The following is a 24,461-nucleotide window of genomic DNA, read 5'->3' on the forward strand; positions in this document are numbered from 1 at the left end:
GGGCACCTCAGAAGGCGAGGACGCTGACGGTCTGGCCCGCCTCCAGTCCGGGCGCGCCGGGGCGTCGGCGGATCAGCACATCCGCGGCCGCCAGCGCTTTCTGGTCGCCGGATTCGCGCGCGTCCAGTATGGCAACGCCGCCATCAACGCGGCGGCCGCGCTCGAAGGTCTCCCGGTCACCGCAGGCGGGCAGGGGAGCCGTCAGGGTCGCGTTCTGCCAATCCATAAGCGCGGCCGGGTCGCGCCCGGCCAGTCCGGCGATCAGCGGAGCCAGGAACAGCCGGCCGGTGACCATCGCCGAGCCTGGATTGCCGGGAAGGCCCAGGACCAGCCGACCACAGGCGCGTCCGAACCAGACGGGCTTTCCGGGCTTGATCGCCACTTTCGAGAAGATCAGGTCCAGGCCGAACGGCTCGAACATGGCCCGGGCAAAATCTCTCTCGCCCACGGACGCGCCCCCGGTGACCACCACCAGATCGGCGTCATCGAGGGCCTGACGGGCTGCGCCTTCCAGAGCCGCCGGCGCATCCCCCAGACGGTGGCGGGCGAAGACCTCCCCGCCGGATGCTCCGACGAGCGCCGCAATGGCGCGAGTGACGCTGTCTGGAACGCTGCCGGGGATTTCCAGCGCCTGACCGGGCTCGACCAGTTCGTCGCCGGTCCCGAGGACCACGACGCGGGGGCGACGAATGACCGGTAAGGAGTTGGTGTCCGCAGCGGCGACGGCGACCATGGCGCGATAGCCGAGCACTGTGCCAGCGGCCAGCAGGGTCTCGCCCGCCCGGAAATCAGACCCGGCCGCGCGGATGAACCGGGCCTGACCCGGGGCTGACGCAAAGAGAACCTCGTCGCCGTCGCGACTGACGTCTTCCTGGGGCACGACCCGGTCGGCGCTGTCTGGCAAAGGGGCACCGGTGAAGACCCGGGCGCAGGTCCCGGGAGGCAGGTCGGGACGGTCGCTCCGGCCCGGAAAGGCGACGCTGGCAAGCGGCAGGCGTGCGGGCAGGGATGCCAGATCGGCCTCACGCACCGCATAGCCGTCCATGGTCGACACGGCCGTGCGGGGGGCATCGCCACGGGCGCCCAGATCCTCGGCCAGCACCCGTCCCGCCGCCGATTCGATGCGCACGGTCTCCCGTTCCAGCGGGCGGGCCTCGGCCAGGACCAGGGCGAGGGCGGACTCGAAGTCGATCACGCCATCGACCCCGTCGGCGCGGTCCAGTCGCCCGACCGGCCGCCGGATTTGGACAGCAGCCGGATGCCGGTGATGGTCATGCCGCGATCGGCGGCCTTCAGCATGTCATAGAGGGTCAGGCAGGCCACCGAGACGGCGGTCAAGGCCTCCATCTCGACTCCGGTCGGTCCCTTGACCCGGGCTTCGGCGATAATGACGAAGCCGGGCAGGGCGTCGTCCACCACAACCGTCACCGAGACCCTGTCGAGACCCAGCGGGTGGCACAGGGGGATCAGGTCCGCGGTCCGCTTGGCCCCCATGATCCCGGCCAGTTCTGCCGTGGAGATCACCGCCCCCTTGGGGGCCGCGCCCTCGCGCACCAGAGCCAGCGTGGCGGGCGAGCAGAGGACCCGACCCTCGGCGACGGCCCGGCGCGCCGTCGACGCCTTGCCGCCGACATCCACCATCTGCACGCGTCCGGCGCGGTCCAGATGGGTCAGTCGGTCGGCGGGGGTGTCCTCCGGGCGGTCGTCCATCTCGTTCATCAGGGCGTCTCGTCCTTCCAGCGCGCGAGGGCATCGCGGTCCTCATCCGCGGGCTCGATCCAGCGCGCTCCGGCCGGCCCGGTCTCGCGCTTCCAGAAGGCCGCGTCTGTCTTCAGACGGTCCATCAGATAGTCGGCGGCCTCGAAGGCCGGCCGCCGGTGGGGCGCGGCCGTTGCGACAAGGACGATCGGCTCGCCGGGAGTGATGTCGCCACAGCGGTGGACGAGAATCAGATCCGTGATCGGAAAGCGGGCGGCCGCAGCCTCTGCGAGGTCACGCAGCGACCGTTCGGTCATGCCGGGATACCAGTCGAGGGTCAGGGTCTCGACGACCGCGCCGTCCTTCCCCCTGTCGCGCGCCAGACCCGTGAAGGTCACGACCGCACCGTCCGCCGTACGGCCGGCCAGAAAGGCCTCCAATTCTGCGGGGACGGACAGGGGGACGGCACTCAGCCGGATATCGAGGGCCATCCCTAGCCGCCCGAGAACAAGGAAAAGAAAGCGATCTCCTGGCCCGGTCGGGCGCGGGTCTCGTCGCTGACCACAACAAGGTCGACCGATGCCCGGACATCGGCTCGCAGCAGCGCGCTTGCGGACGCGGCGTCCCTGGCGGCGAGGGCCCTGCGGATCTCGCCGATGCCCAGACCCCCGGACGGCAGGTCGAGCTGACACTCCGGCCCCAGATGTTCCGCGACGCGGCCGAAGAACAGGATGCGGGTCATGGCGTCTTCATAGCGGGCGTCCCGCCGGGATCAAACCCGCGACAGCGTTCCCGGACGGGCGTCCGGAGGCGTCAGACGTTCGCTGCGGACTGCGGTCCGGTTACGCCGACCTGGACCTGGCTTTCACCCTGCTGAGCCTGCGGCCCGGGCGAAACAGGGAGGCTCCGGCGAGACCGGCCGCAACGGCCGCGGCCAGGGTGCCCACAGCGGCGAAACAGACGAGGCAGTGACCGGCCAGCGGGCCGCACAGACTGGCGGCGAACGCCATATGGTCGAGGGCCATGGCGGAAAGGGCTGCACCCAGCGCGGCCAGCGAACTGGAAAGGACGAACAGCCCGCCCGCCACAATCCGTCGCTCCTGATTGTTCTGAAATTTCATCACCAGACCTCCGGCCCCCACCCAAGCGTGACCGACCGGGTGTTGCATTGCGATAGATCAAAGCTGACCCGCTCCGGTTCGGGCACAGCCCCTGTCGACACAGGGGGCCGCGCATGGCGAATCGACCACAAGACGACAAACTGACAGGGGGCGTCACAGCCCTGTTCGTGACCCTCGGGGTCCTGACGACGGTCGCCCTGCTGGCGACGGCCTTCACCGATGACTGGGGGATGCGGTTCCACGGAAGCATTCTACTGGCTGCGGGTATCCTGGCCCTGGCGGCCCTGACGCTGGGCGTGAACAATGGCCGGTTCCGGGCTGATCCGTCGCGCTATTCGGACGGTGTGATCCGCGCCGGTGTGATCGCCACCATGTTCTGGGGCGTCGTCGGGATGGCGGTCGGGGTGCTGATCGCCTCCCAGCTGTCCTGGCCCAACATCTTCTACTTCCCGGGTCACGGCTGGCTGAATTTCGGCCGGCTGCGCCCGCTGCACACGTCCGGGGTGATCTTCGCCTTCGGGGGCAACGCCCTGATCTGCACCTCCTTCTGGGTCGTGCAGCGGACCTGCAAGGCGCGCCTTGCGGGCGGCATCTGGCCCTGGTTCGTGTTCTGGGGCTACCAGCTGTTCATCGTCCTGGCAGCCACCGGCTATCTGGCCGGCATCACCCAGTCGCGCGAATACGCCGAGCCGGAATGGTACGTCGACCTGTGGCTGACCATCGTCTGGGTCGCCTATCTTCTGGTCTTCCTGGGCACGATCTGGAAGCGCAAGGAGCCGCACATCTATGTGGCCAACTGGTTCTACCTGGCCTTCATCGTCACGGTCGCCCTGCTGCATCTGGTGAACAACGCCGCGGTGCCGGTGGGTCTGCTGGAAGCCCGCAGCTACTCGGCCTTCGCCGGTGTCCAGGATGCGCTGGTGCAGTGGTGGTACGGCCACAATGCGGTGGGCTTCTTCCTGACCGCCGGCTTCCTGGCCATGATGTATTACTTCGTGCCCAAGCGGGTCGAGCGGCCGATCTACTCCTACCGGCTGTCGATCGTGCACTTCTGGTCGCTGATCTTCATCTACATCTGGGCCGGCCCGCACCACCTGCACTACACGGCCCTGCCGCAGTGGGCCCAGACGCTCGGCATGACCTTCTCGATCATGCTGTGGATGCCGTCGTGGGGCGGGATGATCAACGGCCTGATGACCCTGTCGGGGGCGTGGGACAAGCTGCGGACCGACCCGGTCGTCCGCATGATGGTCGTGGCCATCGCCTTCTACGGCATGTCGACCTTCGAAGGTCCGCTGATGGCGATCCGCACGGTCAATGCCCTGTCGCACTACACCGACTGGACCATCGGTCACGTTCACTCCGGTGCGCTGGGCTGGGTCGGCTTCATCAGCTTCGGGGCCATCTACTGCCTCGTGCCGTGGCTGTGGAAGAAGGATCGCCTGTATTCGAACGCCCTGGTCGAGTGGCACTTCTGGATCGCGACCACCGGCATCGTTCTCTACATCACCGCGATGTGGGTGTCCGGCATCATGGAAGGTCTGATGTGGCGCGAATACACGCCTGACGGTTTCCTGGCCAACAGCTTCATCGAGACGGTCTCTGCCAAACACATCCAGAACGTCATCCGTACAGTCGGTGGTCTGATGTTCCTGAGCGGTGCCGTGATCATGTCCTACAACCTGTGGCGAACCGTCCGCATGCCGTCTTCGGAAAACTCCGTGAACGTGCCGGCGACAACGATCGAGCCGCACCTGCTGCCGGCCGAGTGAGGATCACACCATGTGGAAGAAACACGGACTGTTCGAGCGTCACTCGTTCTGGCTGGTCATCGGCATCACCATCGTGGTCTCGATCGGCGGCATCGTCGAGATCGCCCCCCTGTTCTGGGTCGAAAGCACCATCGAGGAGGTCGAGGGGGTTCGCCCCTACACCCCGCTGGAGCTGGCCGGGCGTGACATCTACATCGCCGAGGGCTGCTACAGCTGCCACTCGCAGATGATCCGGCCGCTGCGCGACGAGGTCGAACGCTATGGTCATTACAGCCTGGCGGCCGAGAGCATGTATGACCACCCCTTCCAGTGGGGCTCCAAGCGCACCGGGCCGGATCTGGCGCGGGTCGGCGGCAAATACTCCAACGAGTGGCATCGCGAACACCTCGGCGATCCACGGGCTGTGGTCCCGGAATCCAACATGCCTCCCTATCGGTTCCTCGCCGATCAGGACCTCGATCTGCACGCGATCCGCGCCAAGCTGGTGGCCATGCGCACGGTCGGGGTGCCCTATACCGACGACCAGATCGAGAACGCCGACGCCGATGCGCGGGCCCAGGTCGACGTCTATGCCAGCGAGACCTCGGCCCTGCGGGGTCGTTACGGGCCCAGGATCGTCCAGGGCGATTTCGACGGTGATCCCGCGCGTCTGACCAAGATGGACGCCCTGATCGCCTATCTGCAGCAACTCGGCACGATGGTGGATTTCACCACCTACCAGGCCGAAGACCCGGACAACATGCGATGAGCGGCCTCGACTACGAAACCGTGGCGCGGTTCGCCCAGCAGGGTGGCCTGATCTACTTCGGCGCGATCTTTGTCGCCGGGGTGACCTACGCCCTCTGGCCGAAGAACCGCGAACTCTTCAACCGACTTGCCCACCTGCCGCTCGAAAAGGACGAGGACGACCATGTCTGACAACGAGCGCGACGAGCACACCGGCGTCGAGACGACCGGTCACGAGTGGGACGGCATCAAGGAGTTGGACAACCCCCTGCCGCGCTGGTGGTTGTGGATCTTCTACGGCTGCATCGCCTGGTCCATCGTCTATTGGGTCCTGATGCCGGCCTGGCCCGGCCTCAACGGCTATACGCGGGGGCTGCTGAACCAGTCCGACCGGGCTGACGTGGTCAGCGAACTGAGCGCGCTTCAAGCCCAGCGCGGCCGGGGCGAGGCCATGCTGATGTCGGCCAGCCTGCAGCAGATCGAAGCCGATCCAGCGCTGCAGGCCCACGCGCTTGCGGTCGGCCAGTCGGTCTTCGGTGACAACTGCGCCAGCTGTCACGGGGCCGGCGGGGGCGGGGCCAAGGGCTATCCGAACCTGCGCGACGATGTGTGGCTGTGGGGCGGCTCGCTGGAAGAGATTGAGCACACTTTGAAGGTCGGAATCCGCTCGACCCATGCCGACACCCGGATGTCGATGATGCCGGCTTTCGGTCGCGACGGCCTTCTGACCGGGGCCCAGATCGCCGACCTCACCGAATATGTGGTTGCTGTGTCGGGCCGCGAGGCGGACCAGGCCGCGGTGACCCGCGCGGCCCCGCTGTGGGCCGACAACTGTGCGGCCTGTCACATGCCAGCAGGCACGGGCTCACGCGAGTTCGGGGCACCCAACCTGACGGACCGGGAATGGCTGAATGGCTCTGACCGGGCGGCCATCTCCGGCCAGCTTCAGAACGGCCGCAACGGCGTGATGCCGATGTGGGGCGATCGCTTCTCGCCGGCGGTGATCAAGGCTCTGGCCGTCTACGTCCACGTCAATGCCGGCGGCGGTGAACCCTCGGTCGTCAAGGTCGAAGCCCCCGCGCCATGACCATCATCATCGACCGGACCCGCGAGAAGCCCGCGTCCGCGGGTCCTGTGTCGGTCGCCGGGCGGCAGCGCGAGAAGGCCAAACCCAAAGGCCTGTATCAGGCGCGGGTGCCGATTTATCCCAAGCTGGTGCACGGGCCCTGGCGCTGGCTGAAATGGGTCCTGCTGATCGTCATGCTGGCGATCTACTATATCACGCCGTGGATCCGGTGGGAGCGGCCGGGAGCCCTGCCGGATCAGGCCGTGCTGGTCGATTTCGCCGGCGGGCGCTTCTATTTCTTCACCATCCAGCTGTGGCCGCAGGAGGTGTATTTCATCACTGGCCTGCTGGTGATGGCGGCCCTGGCGCTGTTTCTGGTCACGGCCCTGTTCGGCCGGCTGTGGTGTGGCTACGCCTGCCCGCAGACGGTGTGGACCGACCTCTACATTCACATCGAGCGGCTGTTCGAGGGCGACCGCAACGCCCGGATGCGGCTGGATGCGGCCCCGACGTCGTTCAACAAGCTGTGGCGCAAGGCGGGCAAGCACGCGGTCTGGATCGGCGTCGCCTTCGGCACCGGCGGGGCGTGGATCTTCTACTTCCACGACGCGCCCCAGCTGATCCGGACCTTCTGGGTCGGGACCGCGCCGATGACGGCCTATGTCTCCTGCGCCATCCTGACCTTCACCACCTATGTCTTCGCCGGCCACATGCGCGAGCAGGTCTGCACCTATATGTGCCCCTGGCCCCGCATCCAGGGCGCGATGCTGGACGACCAGTCGTTCCAGGTCACCTATCGTGCCGACCGGGGTGAGCCGCGCGGTCCGCACAAGAAGACCGAGACCTGGGCCGGCCGGGGCGACTGTATCGACTGTAACCAGTGCGTCGTGGCCTGCCCCATGGGCATCGACATCCGTCAGGGCTCCCAGCTTGAATGCATCAACTGTGGCCTGTGCATCGACGCCTGCAACGAGATCATGGACCGGGTCGAGCGCCCGCGCGGCCTGATCGCCTATGATACCGACGCGGCTGTCGCGGCGCGCTGCGGCGGCCAGAAGCCGCAGCACAAGCTGATCCGGCCCCGGACCCTCTACTATGCCGGGGCGCTGGTGCTGGTGAGCGGGCTGATGATCCAGGGCTTCCGGACCCGCGAGGCCATCGGGGTCCATGCCCTGAGAGACCGCAACCCGACCTATGTCCAGCTTCAGGACGGGTCGGTGCGCAACGGCTACACCCTGAAGATCGCCAACCATGGCTTCGAGACCGCCGCGGTGGAGATCCGCTACGCGGGCGTGCCCGGCGCGGTGCTGACGGATCCGGGCCATCCGGGCACGGGGCCTCTGATGGTGGACCTGGCCCCCAATGTGGTCACCTCGCTGCGCCTGTTCGTGACCGTCCCCGCTGTCTACGCCGACGCAGAGGCCGAGGATGACGACGGGGGCGAGGAGGGCCGGCAGGAGGCGCGGTTCGAAATCCTGGCCGGTGACCGGACGAAGGTCATCAAGACGGCCTTTGACTACGGGAGTTCAGAATGACGATGTCGCAACCGCCGGTCCGGCCCCCGTTCACGGTCAGGGGCTGGCATGTGGCCGCGGGCGTGGTGGCCTTCTTTGTCCTGGTGATCGCGGTCGACATGAGCTTTCTGGTGACGGCCTACCGGACCCATCCGGGGCAGGTGGAGGCCAAGCCCTATGAGACGGGCCTGATCTACAATGCGGAGCTCGAGCGGCAGCGGGCGCAGGCCGCGCTCGGCTGGCGCGCAGGAGCCGAGGCAAACGCCCAGACCATCGAGGTCGTGCTTGAGGACCGCGACGGCAGGCCTCTGACGGGGCTGACCGTCTCGGTCCTGCTGCAGCGTCCGGCCACGGAGCAGGGACGGAGCGAGCTGAAACTGGGCGAGACTGGACCGGGGCGCTATGCGGCCCCGGCGGGCCTGACCGGCACCTGGGATGCCCGGATCGATGCGGTGGACGCGCAGGGTCATCGACTGATTGCGGAGCGGCGGCTGACATGGCCCTGACCTTCGACGCGGCCTCCACCGGAGACATGTCGGCCTTTCTGCGCCGGCGCGAGGACGGCCGTGCCGGGCTGGATCTGCTGGTGACCGGCGCGCGCTGCGCGGGGTGTATCTCGAAGATCGAGCGCGAGATGTTGCGGTTGCCGGGCGTCGAGTCGGCGCGGCTCAATCTTTCAACCGGCCGGCTGGCCCTGGGTCTCACGAGCGCCGCCGTCGATCCGGGTCATGTCATCCGGGCTTTGGGCAGTCTCGGCTATCCGGCTACCCCGTTCGATCCCGGGGCCGCGCTGCAGCAGCGCGACCGCGAGGGCCGGCAGCTGATCCTCGCCCTTGCGGTCGCGGGCTTCGGCGCGATGAACGCGATGATGTTCTCGGTGCCGATCTGGGCCGGGCTGTTTGATCAGGAACTGGGGCCCGCGACCCGGACCGTGATGATGTGGATGTCGGGGGCCATCGGTGCGCCCTGCGCCGTGTTCGCGGGCATGACCTTCTTCAAATCGGCGTGGCGCTCGCTCAGGGCAGGCCGGGCCAATATGGATGTGCCGATCTCGGTCGGGGTGATCCTGACCCTGGCGATCAGCTTTTCCGAGACCTTCCTGAACGGCCGGGACGCCTATTTCGACGCGGCGGTGTCGCTGCTGTTCCTGCTGCTGATCGGCCGCTGGCTGGACCACAAACTGAGGTCCAGCGCGCGCAGCGCGGCCGGAGACTTGCTGGCGCTTCAGGCGTCCAGCGTCAGTCTGCTGGATGCCTCGGGACGCGAACGGTCGGTGCCGCTCAGCGAGGTGCGTCCGGGCGATGTCCTGCGGGTGCGGCCGGGCGATCGTATCCCGGTGGATGCCACGCTGGAGGCCGGCGACGCCCTGCTCGACAACAGCCTGCTGACCGGCGAGAGCGTGCCGGAGCGGGTGGCACCGGGGGCGCTGTGCCGGGCCGGGGCGGTCAATACGGCCGGTCTGCTGACCCTGCGCGCCAGGGCCGCGTCGGAGGACTCGGCGCTGGCCGCCATTGCGCGATTGATCGAGGCGGGGGCCCAGTCGCGGTCGCGCTATGTGCGTCTCGCGGATCGGGCGGCGGCGCTCTATGTGCCGGTCGTGCATGCGGCGGCGCTGGCGACCTTCGCGGGCGGCTGGGCCTTCGGGCTGGAGCCGCGTGAGGCCCTGATCCGGGCGGTCGCCGTCCTGATCGTGACCTGTCCCTGCGCCCTGGGCCTGGCGGTGCCGGCCGTGCAGATCGTGGCGTCGGCGCGCCTGTTCCGGAAAGGGGTACTGGTCAAGTCCGGGGCCGCGCTGGAACGGCTGGCCGAGGTCGATCATGTGGTGTTCGACAAGACGGGCGTCCTGACCGAAGGCCGGCCGGCCCTGATTCACACGCCTTCTTCCGTCATTGCCATGGCGGCCCCTCTGGCGCGGGCCTCCAACCATCCGATGTCGCGCGCGGTGGTGCGGGCGGCGGGCGACGGGCCGGTCGCGGAGGCGGTGGTCGAACACGCCGGGCTGGGCGTCGAGGGCGTGATCAACGGCCGGCGCGCGCGACTGGGGCGCGCCGCCTTCGTCGGGGTGACCACGGCAAGGCCGGTGGAGACCGAGCTGTGGTTCGGCTTCGAGGACGGGCCGAAGGTGCGGCTTCGCTTCTCCGACACACCGCGACCCGATGCGGCGCGGGCCGTGGCCGCGCTCCGGGAAAGGGGTCTGACGGTCGAGATCCTGTCCGGCGATCAGGCCGGGGTTGTCGAGACGGTGGCGAAGGCGGTGGGGATCTGCGACTGGCGGGCGGGGCTTCTGCCGCAGGACAAGGCCGGGGCGGTGGACGCCCTGACCGCCGCCGGGCGCAAGGTTCTGATGGTCGGGGACGGTCTGAACGACGCGGCCGCCCTGGCGCGGGCTCATGCCGCCATCGCGCCGGGCTCGGCCATCGAGGCGAGCCAGAACGCCGCGGATCTGGTGCTGACCGACGACGCCCTGATGGCGGTGGTCGAGGCCATCGATGTGGCGCGGTCGGCGCGCCGCCGGGCACTGGAGAATTTCGGGTTCGCGGCCCTGTACAATCTGGTCGCGGCCCCGGCGGCCATGATCGGGCTGGTCAATCCGTTCGTTGCGGCCCTGGCCATGTCGGGGTCCTCGCTGGTGGTGACCCTGAATGCCTTGCGGCTGAGGAGCGGGCGATGAACATCCTGCTGCTGCTGGCCCCGTTCTCGGTCCTGCTGGGACTGCTGGCCGTGGGGGCCTTCGTCTGGACCCTGAGGGCCGGCCAGTATGACGATATCGAGGGGTCCGCTGCCCGGATCCTGATCGATGACCCGGACCCGGACTCTCCGGGCGAGGGCCCCGGTCCGGCCGGAACATCCGGTGGCCCGCCGTCCGCCTGAGCCTGCCGCCAGCTTCATCTCCACAGCCATGTGGCCGCTGCGGTGTAGAGGGCGATGCCGACGATGAGGTTGAAAGGGAAGGTGATCGCGAGCGAGGCGGTTACGAACACGCCGGGGTCGGCCTGGGGCGCGGCGAGGCGCATGGCGGCGGGCACAGCGATATAGGACGCGGAGCCGGCGAGGATGGTCAGCAGGGCCGCATTGCCGACCTCGAGGCCTGCGAGCCGGGCCAGCCCCAGGGCGATCGCCGCTGACAGCAGGGGGAAGCCGATTGCGAAGGCGATCACGCCGGGCGTCAGCTTGCGTCCGCCTTCCATCAGCCGGCGGGCGGCGATCAGGCCAATGTCCAGCAGGAAGAAGCACAGGGCCCCCTGGAACAGGGGGCCGACGAACAGCTCCAGCCTGGTCATCCCTGCCGCCCCGGAGAGGGTGCCGACCAGAAAGCTGCCCAGCAGCATGACGGTGGCAGCCCCCACGAACACTTCCCGCAGGACGGTGCGGCGCTGGCCGGGCTGGCCCCGTCCGGCGCCGTTCAGAAGCAGCAGGGCGGTGAGAATGGCCGGGGTCTCCATCAGGGCCAGGACGGCCGCCATATAGCCCCCTGAATCGAGTCCGACGCTGGCCAGGTGCTGCTGGCCGGCGGCGAAGGTGACGACTGACACGGAGCCGTAGGTCGCGGCGAGGGCGCAGATCGTCGAGCGATCCAGCCGGGGCGACCGTCTCAGGATCGCGAAGGCCAGAAGCGGCAGGAGGGCGCTGAGCAGGATCCCGATGCCGGCGGCCGCCAGAAAGTCGCCGTTGAGGCCTGCGGCACGGGCCTCGACCCCGCCTTTGAAGCCGATACAGAGCATCAGATACAGCGACAGCGCCTTGGCGACGGGTTCGGGGATGGTCAGGTCGGAGCGGGCGAAGGCGGCGGCGGCCCCGACGAAGAAGAACAGAATGGCCGGCGAGGTGAGCAGGGCGAGGCTGGCGGGGAGGTCGATCATGGCGGGTTCCGGGAAGGCGGGCCCCTGTGCCCTCGACGGTCCCTGCCATCCAGTTTATTGATGTGATGACAGCCATAACGGATGCTCATGATGTCGGATCGTCTGGTCAACCTCGACCTTGACCTGCTGCGGGCCTTTGTGACGGTCGTCGAGACCACCAGCTTTACGAAGGCCGCGTCCCTCCTTGGACGCACCCAGCCGGCGGTCAGCCTTCAGATCCGCCGGCTTGAGGACACCCTCCGCTCGCCCCTGCTGGACCGGGGCGGCAAGGGCATGGCCCTGACCACCGAGGGGGCCGCGCTGCTGCCCCATGCCCGCAGGCTCCTGCGTCTGAACGACGAGATCGTCGCCACGCTCGGTGATGGCGACCTCGAGGGGGAGGTGCGGTTCGGCGCGCCCGAGGACATAGCGACCATGCACCTGCCCGGGATCCTCGGGGCCTTCGCGCGCAGCCATCCCCGTATCCGGCTGGCCGTGACCTGCGACTACACCGCCAATCTGCTGGACCAGATGTCGCGGGGGATGCTGGATCTGGCCCTGATCAAGCGGGAGCCCGTCGGGCCCGAGCTGGGCGTCCGGGTCTGGAGTGAGCCGCTGGTCTGGGTGGCCCTCGACGCCTCGATCGTCGAGACCACGCCGCTGCCGCTGATCGTGGCCCCGGCACCGGACATCTATCGCAAACGGGCGCTCGGGGCCCTGCAAGCCGCCGGCATCGACTTCCGGGCCTCCTTCACCTCGCCCAGTCTGGCGGGACAGATGGCGGCGCTCCGGGCGGGTCTCGGAGTCGGGGTGCTCCCGGCGGCGATGGCCCCGCGCGATCTGGCGGTGCTCGGCCCGCCATTGCCCCGGCTGAGTGACAGCGAGATCGCCCTGATGTCCATGAGGAGCGCAGGCGGTCCGGCTGGCCTGCTGGCGCAGGAGGTGCTGCGCGCGCTTGAACGGGGCCCCGGGGCCGTAACGGCGGATCGCCCGGATCGGTAGCCGCAACGTCGGTCCGGTCAGGCCCGATCTCCGGGGGGCTTCACTCGATCAAAAAAACACAGTCCGCTGAGTCCACTGAGTCCGCCGGGGCGGTCGACGGACTCCGAAAACGCTGTCCGGATGGTCCGGCAGGCACGGGCGCGGGGCGAGATGTCAAAGACCGGCAGGCGAGGACTTCCTGCCTATCACACCGATACGTCAGAATCGGTCGCATCCGTCGTGGGCAACCCGGCCGCGATCAGATCTCGAGGTGCCCATGACAGGACGTTATGGTGGCTATCAATCCATTTGATTGGCGTATCGCCCCGACCACGGCCAGTGTTCAGGAGCGGCCCGGGCCCCTCTGACGATCGACGCCGATCGTGATGTCGGACCGCATCGAGCGCGCTCGGTGCCGGGTCCCCCCTCCAGCCCCCATCCCGGAACCGGGCGCGCTCCTCAGATGCAAGAGGAGCACCCATGACCCCAGGATTTTTCACCCCGCGATACTTCCCCCACAGGCTTCACGGTCAGCATGCGCTTCTGGAGGAAGCCCTGGCCGACGAACTGGCGCAGCCGGCCCCGGATGAGCGGGTCCTGGCGCGGATCAAGAAGCGCAAACTCCAGGTCAAGGACCGGATCAGGGCCCTGGAGGCCCGCGAGCAGACCGGAGGGCTCCATGCCTGAGGGTGGGGTTGAACGGCTCCTGCGCAAGGTGCCCGATGTGGATCCTGCCGACCTCTGGACACCGGGGGACCTCGTGCAGATGGAGGCTGTAGCCGCGGCCTGCGCCCTTGTGGCGCATGCCGACGGCTGGGTCACACCGGACGAAAGCAGGCGCATGGTTGATCGCCTGCGCCGTTCGTCCGCCGTCGCGGTGTTCGGTGTGGAAGAGGTTGTTGTGGCCTTCGAGGCCGTGGTCCGAAGACTGGAACGCGATATCGAGGACGGCGAGGCGACCGCCGAGGTGGCGATCAGGCGTCTGCGCGGCCAGCCCGGGCCGTCCCGGCTGCTGGTCGATACCGCCTGTGCCATCGCCGAGGCCGACGGAGGCTTCGACGCCGAGGAGCGCGAGGTTCTGCTGCGGCTCTGCACACTTGTGGGTCTTGATCCGGCCGCGCATGGGCTCGCGCCGGGCGGCGGAGTTCCGTCATGAAGGTCGGACCCTATTCAGGCGCGGCGGCCTCGACCTGGGCGGCCATATTGTCCCAGACGACGTCCCGCGTCGCCGCGCACCAGAGCTCGCCCACAGACCGGCCGGTCGAACCCCTGACGACGGTGAAAGGGGGGGCACAGCTGAACGGACCCAGCCGCCAGACTTTCGATATTCGCGTCTGAACGGGCCGCTGACCGGTGTCGCAGGGGCTGGATGTTCAGAGCGGTCGGTCCTGTCCGCTGCGCGGCATGAGCGGCCAGACGCCGGTCGCGCCGTGACGACGGGGCCAGAAGATCCGCTGCTGGCCGGCTATCGCCGCTTTCGCGCGGAGGTTTGGCCCGGCCAGGCCGAGCGCTATGCCCGGCTGGCGCGGCGTCGCCAGAAGCCCGGCACTGTGGTCATCGCCTGTTCCGACTCCCGCATCGATCCGCAGACCATTTTCGATGCCGAGCCGGGCGAGCTGTTCGTCATCCGCAACGTGGCCGGTCTGGTGCCGCCCTATGCGCCGGATGGCGGATGTCATGGAACCAGCGCGGCGCTGGAGTTCGCGGTCAAGATCCTGAAGGTCCGGCGGATCGTCCTTTTGGGCCACGGCGATTGTGACGGCGTCCATGCGATGATCCACGGCCCCCTGCCCAATGCGAGGGACTTCCTCGGACCGTGGATGGATATCGCCGAGCCCGTGATGTGGCCTGTGCCCGAGCAGGGAAGCGGCAGGCCGCTCGAGACCATCATCGAGGACGCCACGATCAAGCTCTCGCTCGCCAATCTGAGGACCTTTCCATGGGTCCGCGACGGGGAGAAGGCCGGCCAGCTCAGCCTGACAGCCTGGCGGTTCAACCTGTCGACAGGAGAACTCGTGACCGTCTGACCGGCAGATGTCTGGACACACGCCACCCGGCCGTGCGCAAAGCACACGGATCAGGCGCAGACGGGGAAGTGGGTGGGACTCGCAATCGAAGACGTTCAGGCGGCCGCCTCGCCGCGCGCCTGGTACCGCCACCTGTACGTCCAGGTGCTGGCCGCGATCCTGCTGGGCGGGCTGATCGGCCATTTCTTCCCGGCGTTCGGCGAGAGCCTGAAGCCGCTGGGCGACGCCTTCATCAAGCTGGTGAAGATGGTCATCGCCCCGGTGATCTTCCTGACCATTGTGGTCGGGATCGCCGGGATGCGCGATCTGGGCCGGGTGGGGCGGGTCGCGGCCAGGGCGTTCGGCTATTTCCTCGTCTTCTCGACCCTGGCGCTGATCGTGGGGCTGGTGGTGGCCAATGTGGTGCAGCCGGGCCGGGGGCTGAACATCGATCCGGCCAGCCTCGATCCGGCGGCCGTCTCCCAGTATTCGACCGCCGCGCACGAAACGACCGTCGTTGGCTTCCTGCTGGGCATCATCCCGGACACGGTGGTCAGTGCCTTCTCCACCGGCAACATCCTGCAGGTGCTGTTCGTCTCGGTCCTGTTCGGGATCGCCCTGGCCTCGACCGGCGATCTGGGCAAGCCGGTCCTGACCTTCCTCGAGGCGGTCAGCGCGGCCTTCTTCAAGCTGGTCGCCCTGGTCATGAAGGCGGCGCCGATCGGGGCGTTCGGGGCCTTCGCCTTTACCATCGGGGCCTACGGGATCGCCACGGTGATCAATCTGATCGCCCTGGTGGCCACCTTCTATCTGACCTCGGCGATCTTCGTGATCGGCATCCTGGGTCTGGTCGGCATCGCCAACGGCTTCTCCATCTTCAAGCTGATCCGCTATCTGAAGGAGGAGCTGCTGCTGGTGCTGGGGACCTCCTCGTCCGAGGCGGCCCTGCCCAGCCTGCTGCAAAAGATGGAGCGGGCGGGGGCGTCGAAGTCCGTGGTCGGGCTGGTCGTACCGACCGGCTATTCGTTCAATCTGGACGGCACCAACATCTATATGACGATGGCGGCCCTGTTCATCGCCCAGGCGCTGAACATCGAGCTGACCCTGTGGCAGCAGATCACCCTGTTGCTGGTCGCGATGCTGAGTTCCAAGGGCGCTGCCGGGATCACCGGGGCGGGGTTCATCACCCTGGCGGCGACGCTGGCGGTGGTGCCCGATGTACCGATCGCCGGCATGGCCCTGATCCTCGGCATCGACCGGTTCATGAGCGAGTGCCGGGCCCTGACCAACTTCATCGGCAATGCGGTCGCCACCCTGGTTGTGGCGCGCTGGGAGGGGGAACTGGACCGGGACGCCCTGCGCGAGGCGCTGGACGGGGCACCCCTGCCACTGGCGGCCGCACCGGACCCGGCGGCCGGGCCCGGCGACGATCTGACCATCGCCCGGGACTGAGGCTCCGGCTGGCCTCAGTCCGGGCCCCGGCCCGCTGCGAGGATGCGGGCGGCCAGATCGCGGGCCGAGAGCCAGGCCCCCTCGACGCCCGGTTCTCCGAGCCAGTCGCCGCAGAGTCCGAGCCGCAGGGCTGGATCCCAGACCGGGCCGGTCCCGCCGCCGACGGGCGTCGCATAGCGCCAGCGATGGCCCCCCCGCGCGAGGATCGCGGGTAGGGGCACCGCGAGCCGTTCGGACAGGGCGGTGATCAAGAGGTCTGCGATCCGGTCCGCGGGCTCCTCCAGATGGCGCGCGGACCAGTCGGCTCCGGCGTGGAGGACCCAGGTTTCGGGCCCGGAACGGCCCGGCTTGGCCGCGTTGCGGACGGCGAGGCCGAGGGCGTCAGCGGCGTTTCCCTCTCGCCAGTCGTCGAGGATCGGCAGGCGTTCGGCAAAGGCCAGAAGGACCGTCCAGCAGGGTCGGCTTCGACAGGCCCGAGCCCGGGCGGCCATCTCGCCCGCCATCCCCGCCTGAACCGGTTCGAGCAGGTCGGCGGCCTGATCTGCGGGCAGGGCCACGACGACGGTGTCCGCCTCGAACCGGTCACCGGCCTCCGTCCGGACCTGCCAGCCGTCCGGCCCGGGCGACACCTCTGAGACCCGCGTGCTCCAGCGCACATCGAGTCCGTCGGCCATGGCCTTGAGTGGCGCATTCATCGCCGGAACCCCGACCCAGCTGTCCGCGCCCGCAGCGGGCCAGGGCGCGGCATGGCCGTCTGAAGCCCATTGGCGGACCTCGGCGAGGAAGGCGGGGGACCGCGCCTCGAAGGCCGGGGTCCCGAGATCGAAGGTGATCTCGCCGCCGGCAGCGGTCAGCCGCCGGGTGGCCATGCGGCCTCCGGGACCCCGACCCTTGTCGATGACGGTCACGGCGTGCCCCGCGAGGCCCAGGGCGCGGGCGCAGCTGAGGCCGGCCATGCCGCCGCCGATGACCACTGTGTTCATGGATGCAATCCTCCGTCCCGCGGGCGCAGGTGCTCCTGCAAAGCGCCCGGAAAGTCGCTGTGACAAGGAGTCCCTGCACGATGTCGCGAACCGGTATCGGTCCTGTCGCGGATGGGGCAGGGTGAGGCGGCCGCCCGTGCGGTGCCGGAGAAGCAGAGATGAAATCCGCCGTGCTGGGCCTCGGGGCCGCGATCCTGACGACGGCCTGCTCCACGGTCGGGGTCCGGACCGGGACGGAGGAGCCGGCATGGCGTGAAATCGCGCGCGTCGGCGAGATCGAGGTCCGGACCTATGAGCCGAGGATCGCCGCCCGGACGGTCGTGACCGGAGACAGCGACGCGGCGCGGAATGCCGGGTTTCGCAAACTGGCCGGCTACATCTTCGGGGCCAATTCGGGCCGGACCTCGATCGCGATGACGGCCCCGGTGGCCCAGGCCCCGTCGCAGACCATCGCCATGACCGCCCCGGTCGCCCAGGCCCCCTCGGGCACCGACCTGTGGGCCATCGAATTCTTCATGCCGGCGGAATGGACGCTGGAGACCCTGCCGGTCCCACGGGATCCGGCGGTTCAGCTGGTCGAGGTCCCGGCAGAGACCTTTGCGGTCCTGCGGTTCAGCGGCGTCGGATCGACCAGGGCCGTGGACTCGCGCAAGGCCACGCTTCTGGCCGGATTGACCGACAGTGGCTGGCGTACGGTCGGGGAACCGGTCGCCTGGTTCTATGATCCCCCGTGGTCTGTCCCCGCGCTGCGCCGGAACGAGGTCGCCGTTCGGGTCGAACCCCGATAGAGGTCGCCTGCACCGCGACCAAGCCCTCAACGGGTCTCAATAGTTGAACTTGCGTCCCGAAATGTGTCATCAGCGCATGAGTGAGCATGTCGGAGGTGGTGTGAATGGTCCTCGCAGATGTGATGGACTACCGGGAGGCGGCGCGCCGGAAGCTCCCGAGATTTCTGTTTGACTACATCGACGGCGGGGCCTTCGCGGAAACGACCCTGCGCGCCAACATCTCCCGCCTCCAGGCAGTCCAGTTGCGTCAGCGCGTGCTGCAGGGGGCTGATGAGGTCTCCCTCGCCGGAACCCTGCTGGGACGACCGGTCGCCATGCCCGTAGCCCTTGGTCCTGTCGGCATGGCCGGCCTGAATGCCCGGCGCGGCGAGGTGCAGGCGGCGCAGGCGGCCGAGACGGCGGGCGTCCCCTTCTGTCTGTCCACCGTCGGGGCCTGCACGATCGAGGAAGTGCGGGCGGGGGTCGAAACCCCGCCATGGTTCCAGCTGTATGTCACGCGGGATCGCGGCTTCATGCGCGAGATGATCGCCCGCGCTGCGGCGGCGGGATGTGAGACCCTGTTCCTGACCGTCGACATGCCTGCCCCCGGCCCCCGCTATCGCGACAAGCGTTCGGGGCTCTCGGGCGGAACGCCGTTGCAGCGGCAGGTCAGTCGCGTGCTTCAGGCGATGACGCGTCCGGCCTGGGCCTGGGACGTGGGCCTGTTCGGCGGGCCGCACACGATCGGCCACGTCACGTCCTCTCTGGGGGCCGGGACCGGCATCGATGCCTACTGGTCGTGGATGGCCAGCAATTTCGACGCCTCGGTCACCTGGGCCGATGCCGAGGAGATCCGGTCGCTGTGGTCGGGTCGCATGGTGATCAAGGGCGTGCTGGATCTCGAGGATGCCGAGGAGGCCGCCCGGCGCGGCTTTGACGGGCTGGTCGTGTCCAACCACGGGGGGCGCCAGCTGGACGGGACTCATGCGTCGATCGACGCCCTGCGTCCGATCGCCGAGGCCGTTGGCGACCGTATGACGGTGCTGATGGACGGAGGGATCCGCTCCGGCCTTGACGTGCTGCGGGCCCTGGCGTGCGGCGCGGACGGCGTGCTTCTGGGGAGGGCCTGGGTCTATGGGCTCGCCGCAGGGGGGCGGGGCGGCGTCGAGGCGGTGCTGGCCCTGATCGCGGCCGAGATGAAGATCGCCATGACCCTGATCGGCGTGGAGACCCTCGATCAGATCGGGCCCGATCTGCTGATCCCCACCGACCGGGCAGCGCCGGCGAGAGCCCGCGACTTGACCCGGGACGTATTGTCACATTATGAGATGAGCTAACAACAAATGAGACGATGGCGCGCGACCGACGGGAGGACGGGCGGCATCAACACCAGGCGGTCGACAATGGTCTCGCGGCCTGGCGGACATGATAACCCCTTGCTGCGAAGCTGATCCCTATGCCCAACCTCGTCCATGACATCCCGCGCTCGACGGTCGATGAGACCCTGGCGCGGCTGATCGACAATCTGGTCAACATCAAGGATGCGACCGGCGAGTTCCTGCTGAAGCTGGACGACGGCCGGGTGATCGACACCAAGGGCTGGAACGACTGGGAATGGACCCACGGGATCGGCCTGTACGGCCTGTACCGTCTGTTCGAGCAGACCGGCGACCAGGCGGTCCTGCAGATCATGCTGGACTGGTTCGAGAACCGCTTCGAGGCCGGGACGCCGACCAAGAACATCAACACGGTCTCGCCCTTCCTGACCCTGGCCAACCTGTACGAACACACCGGGGACGAGACCTATATCCCGTATCTCGACACCTGGGCCGAGTGGCTGATGGACGGGCTGCCCCGGACCGAGGAGGGCGGTTTCCAGCACATCGTCTTCAACGACGAGAACCCGCAGGAGCTCTGGGACGACACCCTGATGATGAGCGTCCTGCCGCTGGCGCGGATCGGTCTGCTGCTGGATCGGCCGCACTACATCGAGGAAGCGCGCAAGCAGTTCCTGATCCACATCAAATACCTGTTCGACAAGAAGACCGGGCTCTGGTTCCACGGCTGGAACTTCATCGGACGGCACAATTTCGCCGATGCGCTGTGGGCCCGCGGGAACTGCTGGGTCACCATGGCCATCCCCGAGTTCATCGAGATGCTGGACCTGCCGCCCGAGGATGCCCTGCGGCGGTTCCTGATCGAGACGCTGGAGGCCCAGGTGAAGGCCCTGGCCGAGCACCAGCACGAGAGCGGCCTGTGGCGCACCCTGATCAATGATCCGACCAGCTATCTGGAGGCTTCGGCCACGGCCGGCTTCGCCTACGGGATCCTGAAGGCGGTGCGCAAACGCTATCTGCCGGCCGAGTACGAGGCCATGGCGATCCGCGCCCTGAAGGGGGTCCTGGCCAATATCGGCGAGGACGGTGAGCTGAAGCAGGTGTCGTTCGGCACCCCGGTGTTCGACACGCTTCAGGGCTATCGCGACATTCCGCTGACCTCCATGCCCTATGGCCAGGCGATGGCCATCATGGCGCTGGGCGAGTTCCGGCTGCGGTACATCTAGGTTCAGGGGAGCGCGACAATGGCCACCGTGCAGATGCGCAAACCCACCTGGGTCAACTACTGGGGCTGGGGCTCAGGCGACATGCTGGGGGCCGGGGCCCAGGCAGTCATCACCGGCTGGCTGTTCTATTTCTTCACCACCTTCTGCGACCTGACGGCGGTCGAGGCAGGTCTGATCCTGGGTCTGCCCCGGCTGCTGGAAGCGATCACCTGCCCGCTGATCGGCTATATCTCCGACAACCTCCGGCACACCTGGATCGGCCGGAAGGTGGGGCGTCGCAAGATCTTCCTGCTGGCGACCATTCCGCTACTGCCCAGTTTCGCCCTGCTTTTCGTGACGGGCCAGACCTTCACCTACTATCTGCTCGTCTTCATCTTCTTCGAGCTGCTCTACACGATGTTCCTGATCCCGTGGGAGACGCTCGCGGCGGAAATGACGAAGGATTACAAGGAGAAGGCGAAATTCGCGGGCGCACGGATGCTGGTCGCCCAGGGATCGGCCATCCTGGCCTCCTACCTTCCGACCCTGCTGATCAACAATTTCGGGGGCAGGATTCGCCCACGACCTTTCTGATCATGGCGGCCATCTTCGGCGGCATCTTCAGCGTGGTGGTGACCCTGGTCGTGCTGCTGACGTGGGAGCGGCCCTATACGGAGGCCGAGAAGGCGTTCCAGCCGCCGCCCTTCAGCCTTAAGTGGGCGGCGATGATCCCGGTGACGATGTTCCGGGATCTGTTCTCGACCCTGAAGATCCGGGCCTTCCGCCAGCATCTGTCGATCTATCTGGGCGGCTATATCGCCCAGGACATCTTCAACACAGCCTTCCCGATCTTCGTGGTCACGGTGCTACTGGGCGGGACCCTGATCATCTCCCAGCTGATGACGGCCATGTATGTGGCCCAGCTGATCTCGGTGATGATCGCCATCAATGTCGTGATCCGCACCGGGCCGGTTCTGGCCTACCGGATCGCCGTCAGCTTCTTCAGCCTGGCCCTGCTGCTGTATCTGATCTTCTACTTCGTCAGGCCCGCCGGGTTCGGTGCGGGGCTCGAGGCCCTGGACGGCCATGTGCTCAGCGCCCTGAATCCGTTCGCCGCGACGTTCAGCCCGACCCTGGTGTTCTGGCTGTTCGCGCCGATCATCCTCGCCGGACTGGGCCGGGGCACGCTGAACTTCGTGCCGTGGAGCGTCTACAACTACCTGCCGGACGTCGATGAGGCGGTCACGGGCCAGCGGCGCGAGGGAATCTTCGCCGGTGTGATGACTCTGGTCCGCAAGGTTGCCCAGTCCGGTGCCATCATCGCCACCGGCTGGATCATCGGGGCGGGAGGCTATGTGTCGGCCTCGGACGGTGTCGTGGTCGAGCAAACCCCGCAGGCCGTGAACACCATTGTCGCCCTGCTGATCGGTGGCCCGATCGTGGTCATGCTGCTGGGGGTGATCATCTCCTGGCGGTTCCACCTCAACGCCCGCACCCATGGCGTCCTGATGGCGGAGATCGACCGGTTCCATGCCGGCGAGCGCACCCCGTCCAGCCCGGAGGCCCAGGCGGTCGTCGAGGACCTGACGGGCTGGCGTTATGACCGCCTGTGGGGAGCCGGGAAGGGTGCTGCCGCGCCGCCCTCCACCCGCACCGGCCCGGACATCGACCCGGGCGTCGGACCCACCTGACCGGAGTTGATCCCATGCCCCGCCTGACCCGTCGCGCCGCAGCCGGTGCCCTCGTTCTGGCCGGGCTTGGAGGAACAACGCGAGCCGGGACCCGCGCGGTCCCGGCATCGTTGCCGCAGTCCACGGGCGAGCCGCCCCGGGATTGGATCGATCCCGACACGGGTCACCGGGTTGTGCGACTGTCGGACGAGCCCGGCAGCGCCAGCCTGTATTTCCACCAGAATGCCTACCTGCCCGATGGCCGGACGCTGCTGATCACGACACCGGGGTCAATCTCGGCGGTCGATCTGGAGACCCGTGCGATCCGCCCGATCATCCGGGGCGAGGGGCTGACCCTGTTGTTCGCGGGCCGTCGCACGGGGGACTTCTACTTCACCCGGACCCCGAGGGACGACGGGGCGTCCCAGCCGCTGGCCACGACGGTCTATGCCGCCAATGCCGCGACGGGGGCCGAACGCGTGATCGGAACGATCGCGTCCGGCAGCATCGGGTCGATCAATGCCGACGAGACGCTGCTTCTGGGTCAGTGGGCGGAACGCGACATGCCGTTGCAGCCGAACGCAACACGGGGGCGGGATGGCCGCTATGACCAGGCGGCCTATGCCGCCAACTGGCCCGACGGCACACCGATGACGTTTGCCGACGCCAAGGAGGTGCGGCTGAACGACCGGCTGGAAGCGCGCATCCCGATGGAGATCTTCACCCTGGATGTGCAGACCGGGGAGCGTCGCGTCGTCCACCGGGCGACGGACTGGCTGAACCATCTGCAGTTCTCGCCGGCCGATCCGGGGCAGATCATGTTCTGCCACGAGGGGCCGTGGCACAAGGTCGACCGCATCTGGACCATCCGCACGGACGGTTCCGGACTGACGCGCGTCCATGCCCGCACCATGAATATGGAGATCGCCGGCCACGAATGGTTCTCCAGCGACGGCCGGACCATCTGGTACGACCTGCAAACGCCCAGAGGGCAGAAGTTCACCGTCGCCGGCTATGATCTGGAGACCGGTACGCGCACCCACTACCATCTCGAACGCGACGAGTGGTCGGTGCATTTCAACAGCTCGCACGACGGGACCCTGTTCGCCGGCGATGGCGGGGACGCCGAGATGGTGGCCCGGGCGCGGGACGGGAAGTGGCTCTATCTGTTCCGGCCCGAGGCCATTCCCGATGTCGCCGGGCTGCATGCGCCCAATGCCGCAGACCTGATCCGGCCCGGCCTGTTCCGGTCCGAGCGGCTGGTGAACATGGCGGCCCATGACTACCGGCTGGAGCCCAACATCACCTTCACGCCGGACAATCGCTGGATCGTGTTCCGCTCCAACATGCACGGGGCCAACCACGTCTATGCGGTCGAGGTGGCGAAGGCCGGCTGAGCGACCCGAGCCCGGTCGTCAGAGGCGGTAGATCGCCTGTGCCGTCCCGGCGAACATCCGCCGGCGCTCCGCGTCGCTGAAATCGGCGGTCAGGGTGTCGTAGGCCTCGAAGTGGCGGGTGAAATCGCCATACAGTTTGTCGACCGGGAAGTTGCTGGCGAACATGGCCCGCTCCGGCCCGAACAGATCGATCGTGGTCAGGACGAACGGCCGGATCGAGTCCGTCGTCCACGCCCGGTCCACCATGGCCAGACCCGAGATCTTCACCGCCACATTGGGCCGGGCCGCCAGCAGGGCCATGCCGTCGCGCCACGCCTGAAGGCCGGAGTCGTCGCGGTCGGTCGGCATGCCGGCGTGGTTCAGGATGATCCGGGTGTCCGGATGGCGCGCGGCCAATCGGGCCGCCTCGGGCATCTGGGACGGATAGATCTGCAGGTCGAACGAGAGGTCATGCTTGCGGAGCAGCGCGAAGCCGGCCTGCCATGCGTCATCCAGCAGAAGATCGCGCGGGCCGTAGGTCTTCGCGGGGTCGGCGTGCCAGTTCACGATCTGGCGGATGCCACGCACGTTGGCGGACTGGCGATGGGCGGCCAGCAGGGCATCGACCTCGGCGACCGGCCGGTCCAGCGCCGCATAGGCGACGATGCCGCTCGGCAGGCCGCGCGCGTCGGCGATCTCCTGCAGCCAGCGGGTCTCGTCCAGGGCCTGATCCGCGTCCGCGCCGGCGTCGACATGGACTGTGCCCACCACATTCCAGCCGGCGACATCGGCGAGATAGTCGTCCACCCCGTAGGGTCGGGCGATCGGGGTGCAGTCCCCGGCCGGATTGGGGGGCAGGGGATGGTCCATCAGCCAGCCGTAGTGCTGGCGCGTGAAGTCCCACAGGTGCTGATGCGGATCGATGATCGGCAGGTCGTGGGCCATCCC

Annotated in this window: 26 protein-coding genes and 1 pseudogene; 19 read left to right on the forward strand and 8 right to left on the reverse strand. The window is 68.1% G+C overall.

Annotated features, from left to right (window positions below; translation table 11 throughout):
* Positions 1–7: 7 nt before the first annotated feature.
* The 5 genes from SJY26_RS08105 to SJY26_RS08125 form a co-directional block, all read right to left on the reverse strand.
* Positions 8–1,195, reverse strand: coding sequence for a molybdopterin molybdotransferase MoeA (locus SJY26_RS08105; protein ID WP_396595624.1), 1,188 nt, complete (start codon positions 1,193–1,195; stop codon positions 8–10).
* On the reverse strand, positions 1,192–1,710 hold the full coding sequence (gene moaC / locus SJY26_RS08110; RefSeq protein ID WP_396595726.1) for a cyclic pyranopterin monophosphate synthase MoaC: 519 nt from the start codon (positions 1,708–1,710) through the stop codon (positions 1,192–1,194). The genes SJY26_RS08105 and moaC overlap by 4 nt, the downstream gene beginning before the upstream one ends.
* An 8-nt stretch (positions 1,711–1,718) precedes the next feature.
* A complete protein-coding gene (locus SJY26_RS08115; RefSeq protein ID WP_396595625.1) occupies positions 1,719–2,189 on the reverse strand; it encodes a molybdenum cofactor biosynthesis protein MoaE in 471 nt (156 codons plus the stop codon).
* A gap of 2 nt (positions 2,190–2,191) precedes the next feature.
* The gene (locus tag SJY26_RS08120) at positions 2,192–2,440 is read right to left on the reverse strand and encodes a MoaD/ThiS family protein (RefSeq protein WP_396595626.1); all 249 of its coding nucleotides are present in this window, start codon (positions 2,438–2,440) and stop codon (positions 2,192–2,194) included.
* 100 nt (positions 2,441–2,540) lie between these two features.
* The gene (locus SJY26_RS08125) at positions 2,541–2,819 is read right to left on the reverse strand and encodes a hypothetical protein (RefSeq protein ID WP_396595627.1); all 279 of its coding nucleotides are present in this window, start codon (positions 2,817–2,819) and stop codon (positions 2,541–2,543) included.
* A 230-nt stretch (positions 2,820–3,049) separates the two neighbouring features.
* Here SJY26_RS08125 and ccoN point away from each other — a divergent pair, with 230 nt between their 5' ends.
* Genes ccoN through ccoS form a run of 8 tightly spaced genes read left to right on the forward strand, consistent with a single transcriptional unit; the run spans position 3,050 to position 10,768 of the window.
* Positions 3,050–4,591, forward strand: coding sequence for a cytochrome-c oxidase, cbb3-type subunit I (ccoN, locus tag SJY26_RS08130; RefSeq protein ID WP_396595727.1), 1,542 nt, complete (start codon positions 3,050–3,052; stop codon positions 4,589–4,591).
* A 10-nt stretch (positions 4,592–4,601) separates the two neighbouring features.
* The gene (ccoO, locus tag SJY26_RS08135; protein ID WP_396595628.1) at positions 4,602–5,339 is read left to right on the forward strand and encodes a cytochrome-c oxidase, cbb3-type subunit II; all 738 of its coding nucleotides are present in this window, start codon (positions 4,602–4,604) and stop codon (positions 5,337–5,339) included.
* A complete protein-coding gene (locus SJY26_RS08140) occupies positions 5,336–5,509 on the forward strand; it encodes a cbb3-type cytochrome c oxidase subunit 3 (RefSeq protein WP_396595629.1) in 174 nt (57 codons plus the stop codon). Before ccoO ends, SJY26_RS08140 begins: the two co-directional genes overlap by 4 nt.
* A complete protein-coding gene (ccoP, locus tag SJY26_RS08145) occupies positions 5,502–6,404 on the forward strand; it encodes a cytochrome-c oxidase, cbb3-type subunit III (RefSeq protein WP_396595630.1) in 903 nt (300 codons plus the stop codon). The genes SJY26_RS08140 and ccoP overlap by 8 nt, the downstream gene beginning before the upstream one ends.
* On the forward strand, positions 6,401–7,918 hold the full coding sequence (gene ccoG, locus SJY26_RS08150) for a cytochrome c oxidase accessory protein CcoG (protein WP_396595631.1): 1,518 nt from the start codon (positions 6,401–6,403) through the stop codon (positions 7,916–7,918). Before ccoP ends, ccoG begins: the two co-directional genes overlap by 4 nt.
* Positions 7,915–8,403 carry a FixH family protein gene (locus tag SJY26_RS08155; protein ID WP_396595632.1) on the forward strand — a complete coding sequence of 163 codons (489 nt, stop codon included), beginning with the start codon at positions 7,915–7,917 and terminating at the stop codon, positions 8,401–8,403. The genes ccoG and SJY26_RS08155 overlap by 4 nt, the downstream gene beginning before the upstream one ends.
* Positions 8,394–10,568, forward strand: coding sequence for a heavy metal translocating P-type ATPase (locus SJY26_RS08160; RefSeq protein ID WP_396595633.1), 2,175 nt, complete (start codon positions 8,394–8,396; stop codon positions 10,566–10,568). Before SJY26_RS08155 ends, SJY26_RS08160 begins: the two co-directional genes overlap by 10 nt.
* On the forward strand, positions 10,565–10,768 hold the full coding sequence (ccoS, locus tag SJY26_RS08165; RefSeq protein ID WP_396595634.1) for a cbb3-type cytochrome oxidase assembly protein CcoS: 204 nt from the start codon (positions 10,565–10,567) through the stop codon (positions 10,766–10,768). Before SJY26_RS08160 ends, ccoS begins: the two co-directional genes overlap by 4 nt.
* 14 nt (positions 10,769–10,782) lie before the next feature.
* On the opposite strand, the gene SJY26_RS08170 is transcribed toward ccoS, so the two are convergent.
* The gene (locus SJY26_RS08170; RefSeq protein WP_396595635.1) at positions 10,783–11,757 is read right to left on the reverse strand and encodes a sodium-dependent bicarbonate transport family permease; all 975 of its coding nucleotides are present in this window, start codon (positions 11,755–11,757) and stop codon (positions 10,783–10,785) included.
* A 90-nt stretch (positions 11,758–11,847) separates the two neighbouring features.
* Between SJY26_RS08170 and SJY26_RS08175 the strand changes: the two genes are divergently transcribed.
* From SJY26_RS08175 to SJY26_RS08200, 6 genes are all read left to right on the forward strand, one after another.
* The gene (locus tag SJY26_RS08175) at positions 11,848–12,738 is read left to right on the forward strand and encodes a LysR substrate-binding domain-containing protein (RefSeq protein WP_396595636.1); all 891 of its coding nucleotides are present in this window, start codon (positions 11,848–11,850) and stop codon (positions 12,736–12,738) included.
* Positions 12,739–13,197: 459 nt separating this feature from the next.
* A complete protein-coding gene (locus SJY26_RS08180) occupies positions 13,198–13,404 on the forward strand; it encodes a DUF465 domain-containing protein (RefSeq protein ID WP_396595637.1) in 207 nt (68 codons plus the stop codon).
* Positions 13,397–13,873 carry a tellurite resistance TerB family protein gene (locus SJY26_RS08185; protein WP_396595638.1) on the forward strand — a complete coding sequence of 159 codons (477 nt, stop codon included), beginning with the start codon at positions 13,397–13,399 and terminating at the stop codon, positions 13,871–13,873. The genes SJY26_RS08180 and SJY26_RS08185 overlap by 8 nt, the downstream gene beginning before the upstream one ends.
* A complete protein-coding gene (locus SJY26_RS08190; protein WP_396595639.1) occupies positions 13,870–14,055 on the forward strand; it encodes a hypothetical protein in 186 nt (61 codons plus the stop codon). The genes SJY26_RS08185 and SJY26_RS08190 overlap by 4 nt, the downstream gene beginning before the upstream one ends.
* Positions 14,056–14,147: 92 nt before the next feature.
* Entirely contained in the window at positions 14,148–14,744 is a 597-nt protein-coding gene (locus SJY26_RS08195) for a carbonic anhydrase (RefSeq protein WP_396595640.1), read from the forward strand.
* A gap of 72 nt (positions 14,745–14,816) precedes the next feature.
* Positions 14,817–16,175, forward strand: coding sequence for a dicarboxylate/amino acid:cation symporter (locus SJY26_RS08200; RefSeq protein WP_396595641.1), 1,359 nt, complete (start codon positions 14,817–14,819; stop codon positions 16,173–16,175).
* A gap of 14 nt (positions 16,176–16,189) precedes the next feature.
* Here SJY26_RS08200 and SJY26_RS08205 read toward each other — a convergent pair whose 3' ends face one another.
* Positions 16,190–17,158 carry an NAD(P)/FAD-dependent oxidoreductase gene (locus SJY26_RS08205; protein ID WP_396595642.1) on the reverse strand — a complete coding sequence of 323 codons (969 nt, stop codon included), beginning with the start codon at positions 17,156–17,158 and terminating at the stop codon, positions 16,190–16,192.
* Positions 17,159–17,316: 158 nt separating this feature from the next.
* On the opposite strand from SJY26_RS08205, the gene SJY26_RS08210 reads away from it, so the two are divergent.
* The 5 genes and pseudogenes from SJY26_RS08210 to SJY26_RS08230 all read left to right on the forward strand — a co-directional run bounded on the left by SJY26_RS08210 (position 17,317) and on the right by SJY26_RS08230 (position 23,534).
* Entirely contained in the window at positions 17,317–17,946 is a 630-nt protein-coding gene (locus SJY26_RS08210) for an SOUL family heme-binding protein (RefSeq protein ID WP_396595643.1), read from the forward strand.
* A 104-nt stretch (positions 17,947–18,050) separates the two neighbouring features.
* Complete coding sequence (locus SJY26_RS08215) at positions 18,051–19,262, forward strand: L-lactate dehydrogenase (protein WP_396595644.1); 1,212 nt, start codon at positions 18,051–18,053, stop codon at positions 19,260–19,262.
* A 119-nt stretch (positions 19,263–19,381) separates the two neighbouring features.
* Complete coding sequence (locus tag SJY26_RS08220; protein ID WP_396595645.1) at positions 19,382–20,488, forward strand: glycoside hydrolase family 105 protein; 1,107 nt, start codon at positions 19,382–19,384, stop codon at positions 20,486–20,488.
* Between the two features lie 81 nt (positions 20,489–20,569).
* A pseudogene (locus SJY26_RS08225) lies at positions 20,570–22,158 on the forward strand (MFS transporter).
* A 14-nt stretch (positions 22,159–22,172) separates the two neighbouring features.
* Complete coding sequence (locus SJY26_RS08230) at positions 22,173–23,534, forward strand: oligogalacturonate lyase family protein (RefSeq protein ID WP_396595646.1); 1,362 nt, start codon at positions 22,173–22,175, stop codon at positions 23,532–23,534.
* Positions 23,535–23,552: 18 nt separating this feature from the next.
* Here the strand turns inward: SJY26_RS08230 and SJY26_RS08235 are convergent, their stop codons facing one another.
* Entirely contained in the window at positions 23,553–24,458 is a 906-nt protein-coding gene (locus SJY26_RS08235; RefSeq protein ID WP_396595647.1) for an amidohydrolase family protein, read from the reverse strand.
* Positions 24,459–24,461: the final 3 nt, after the last annotated feature.

It is taken from the genome of Brevundimonas sp. R86498 (assembly GCF_044598075.1).
Taxonomy (GTDB): domain Bacteria; phylum Pseudomonadota; class Alphaproteobacteria; order Caulobacterales; family Caulobacteraceae; genus Brevundimonas.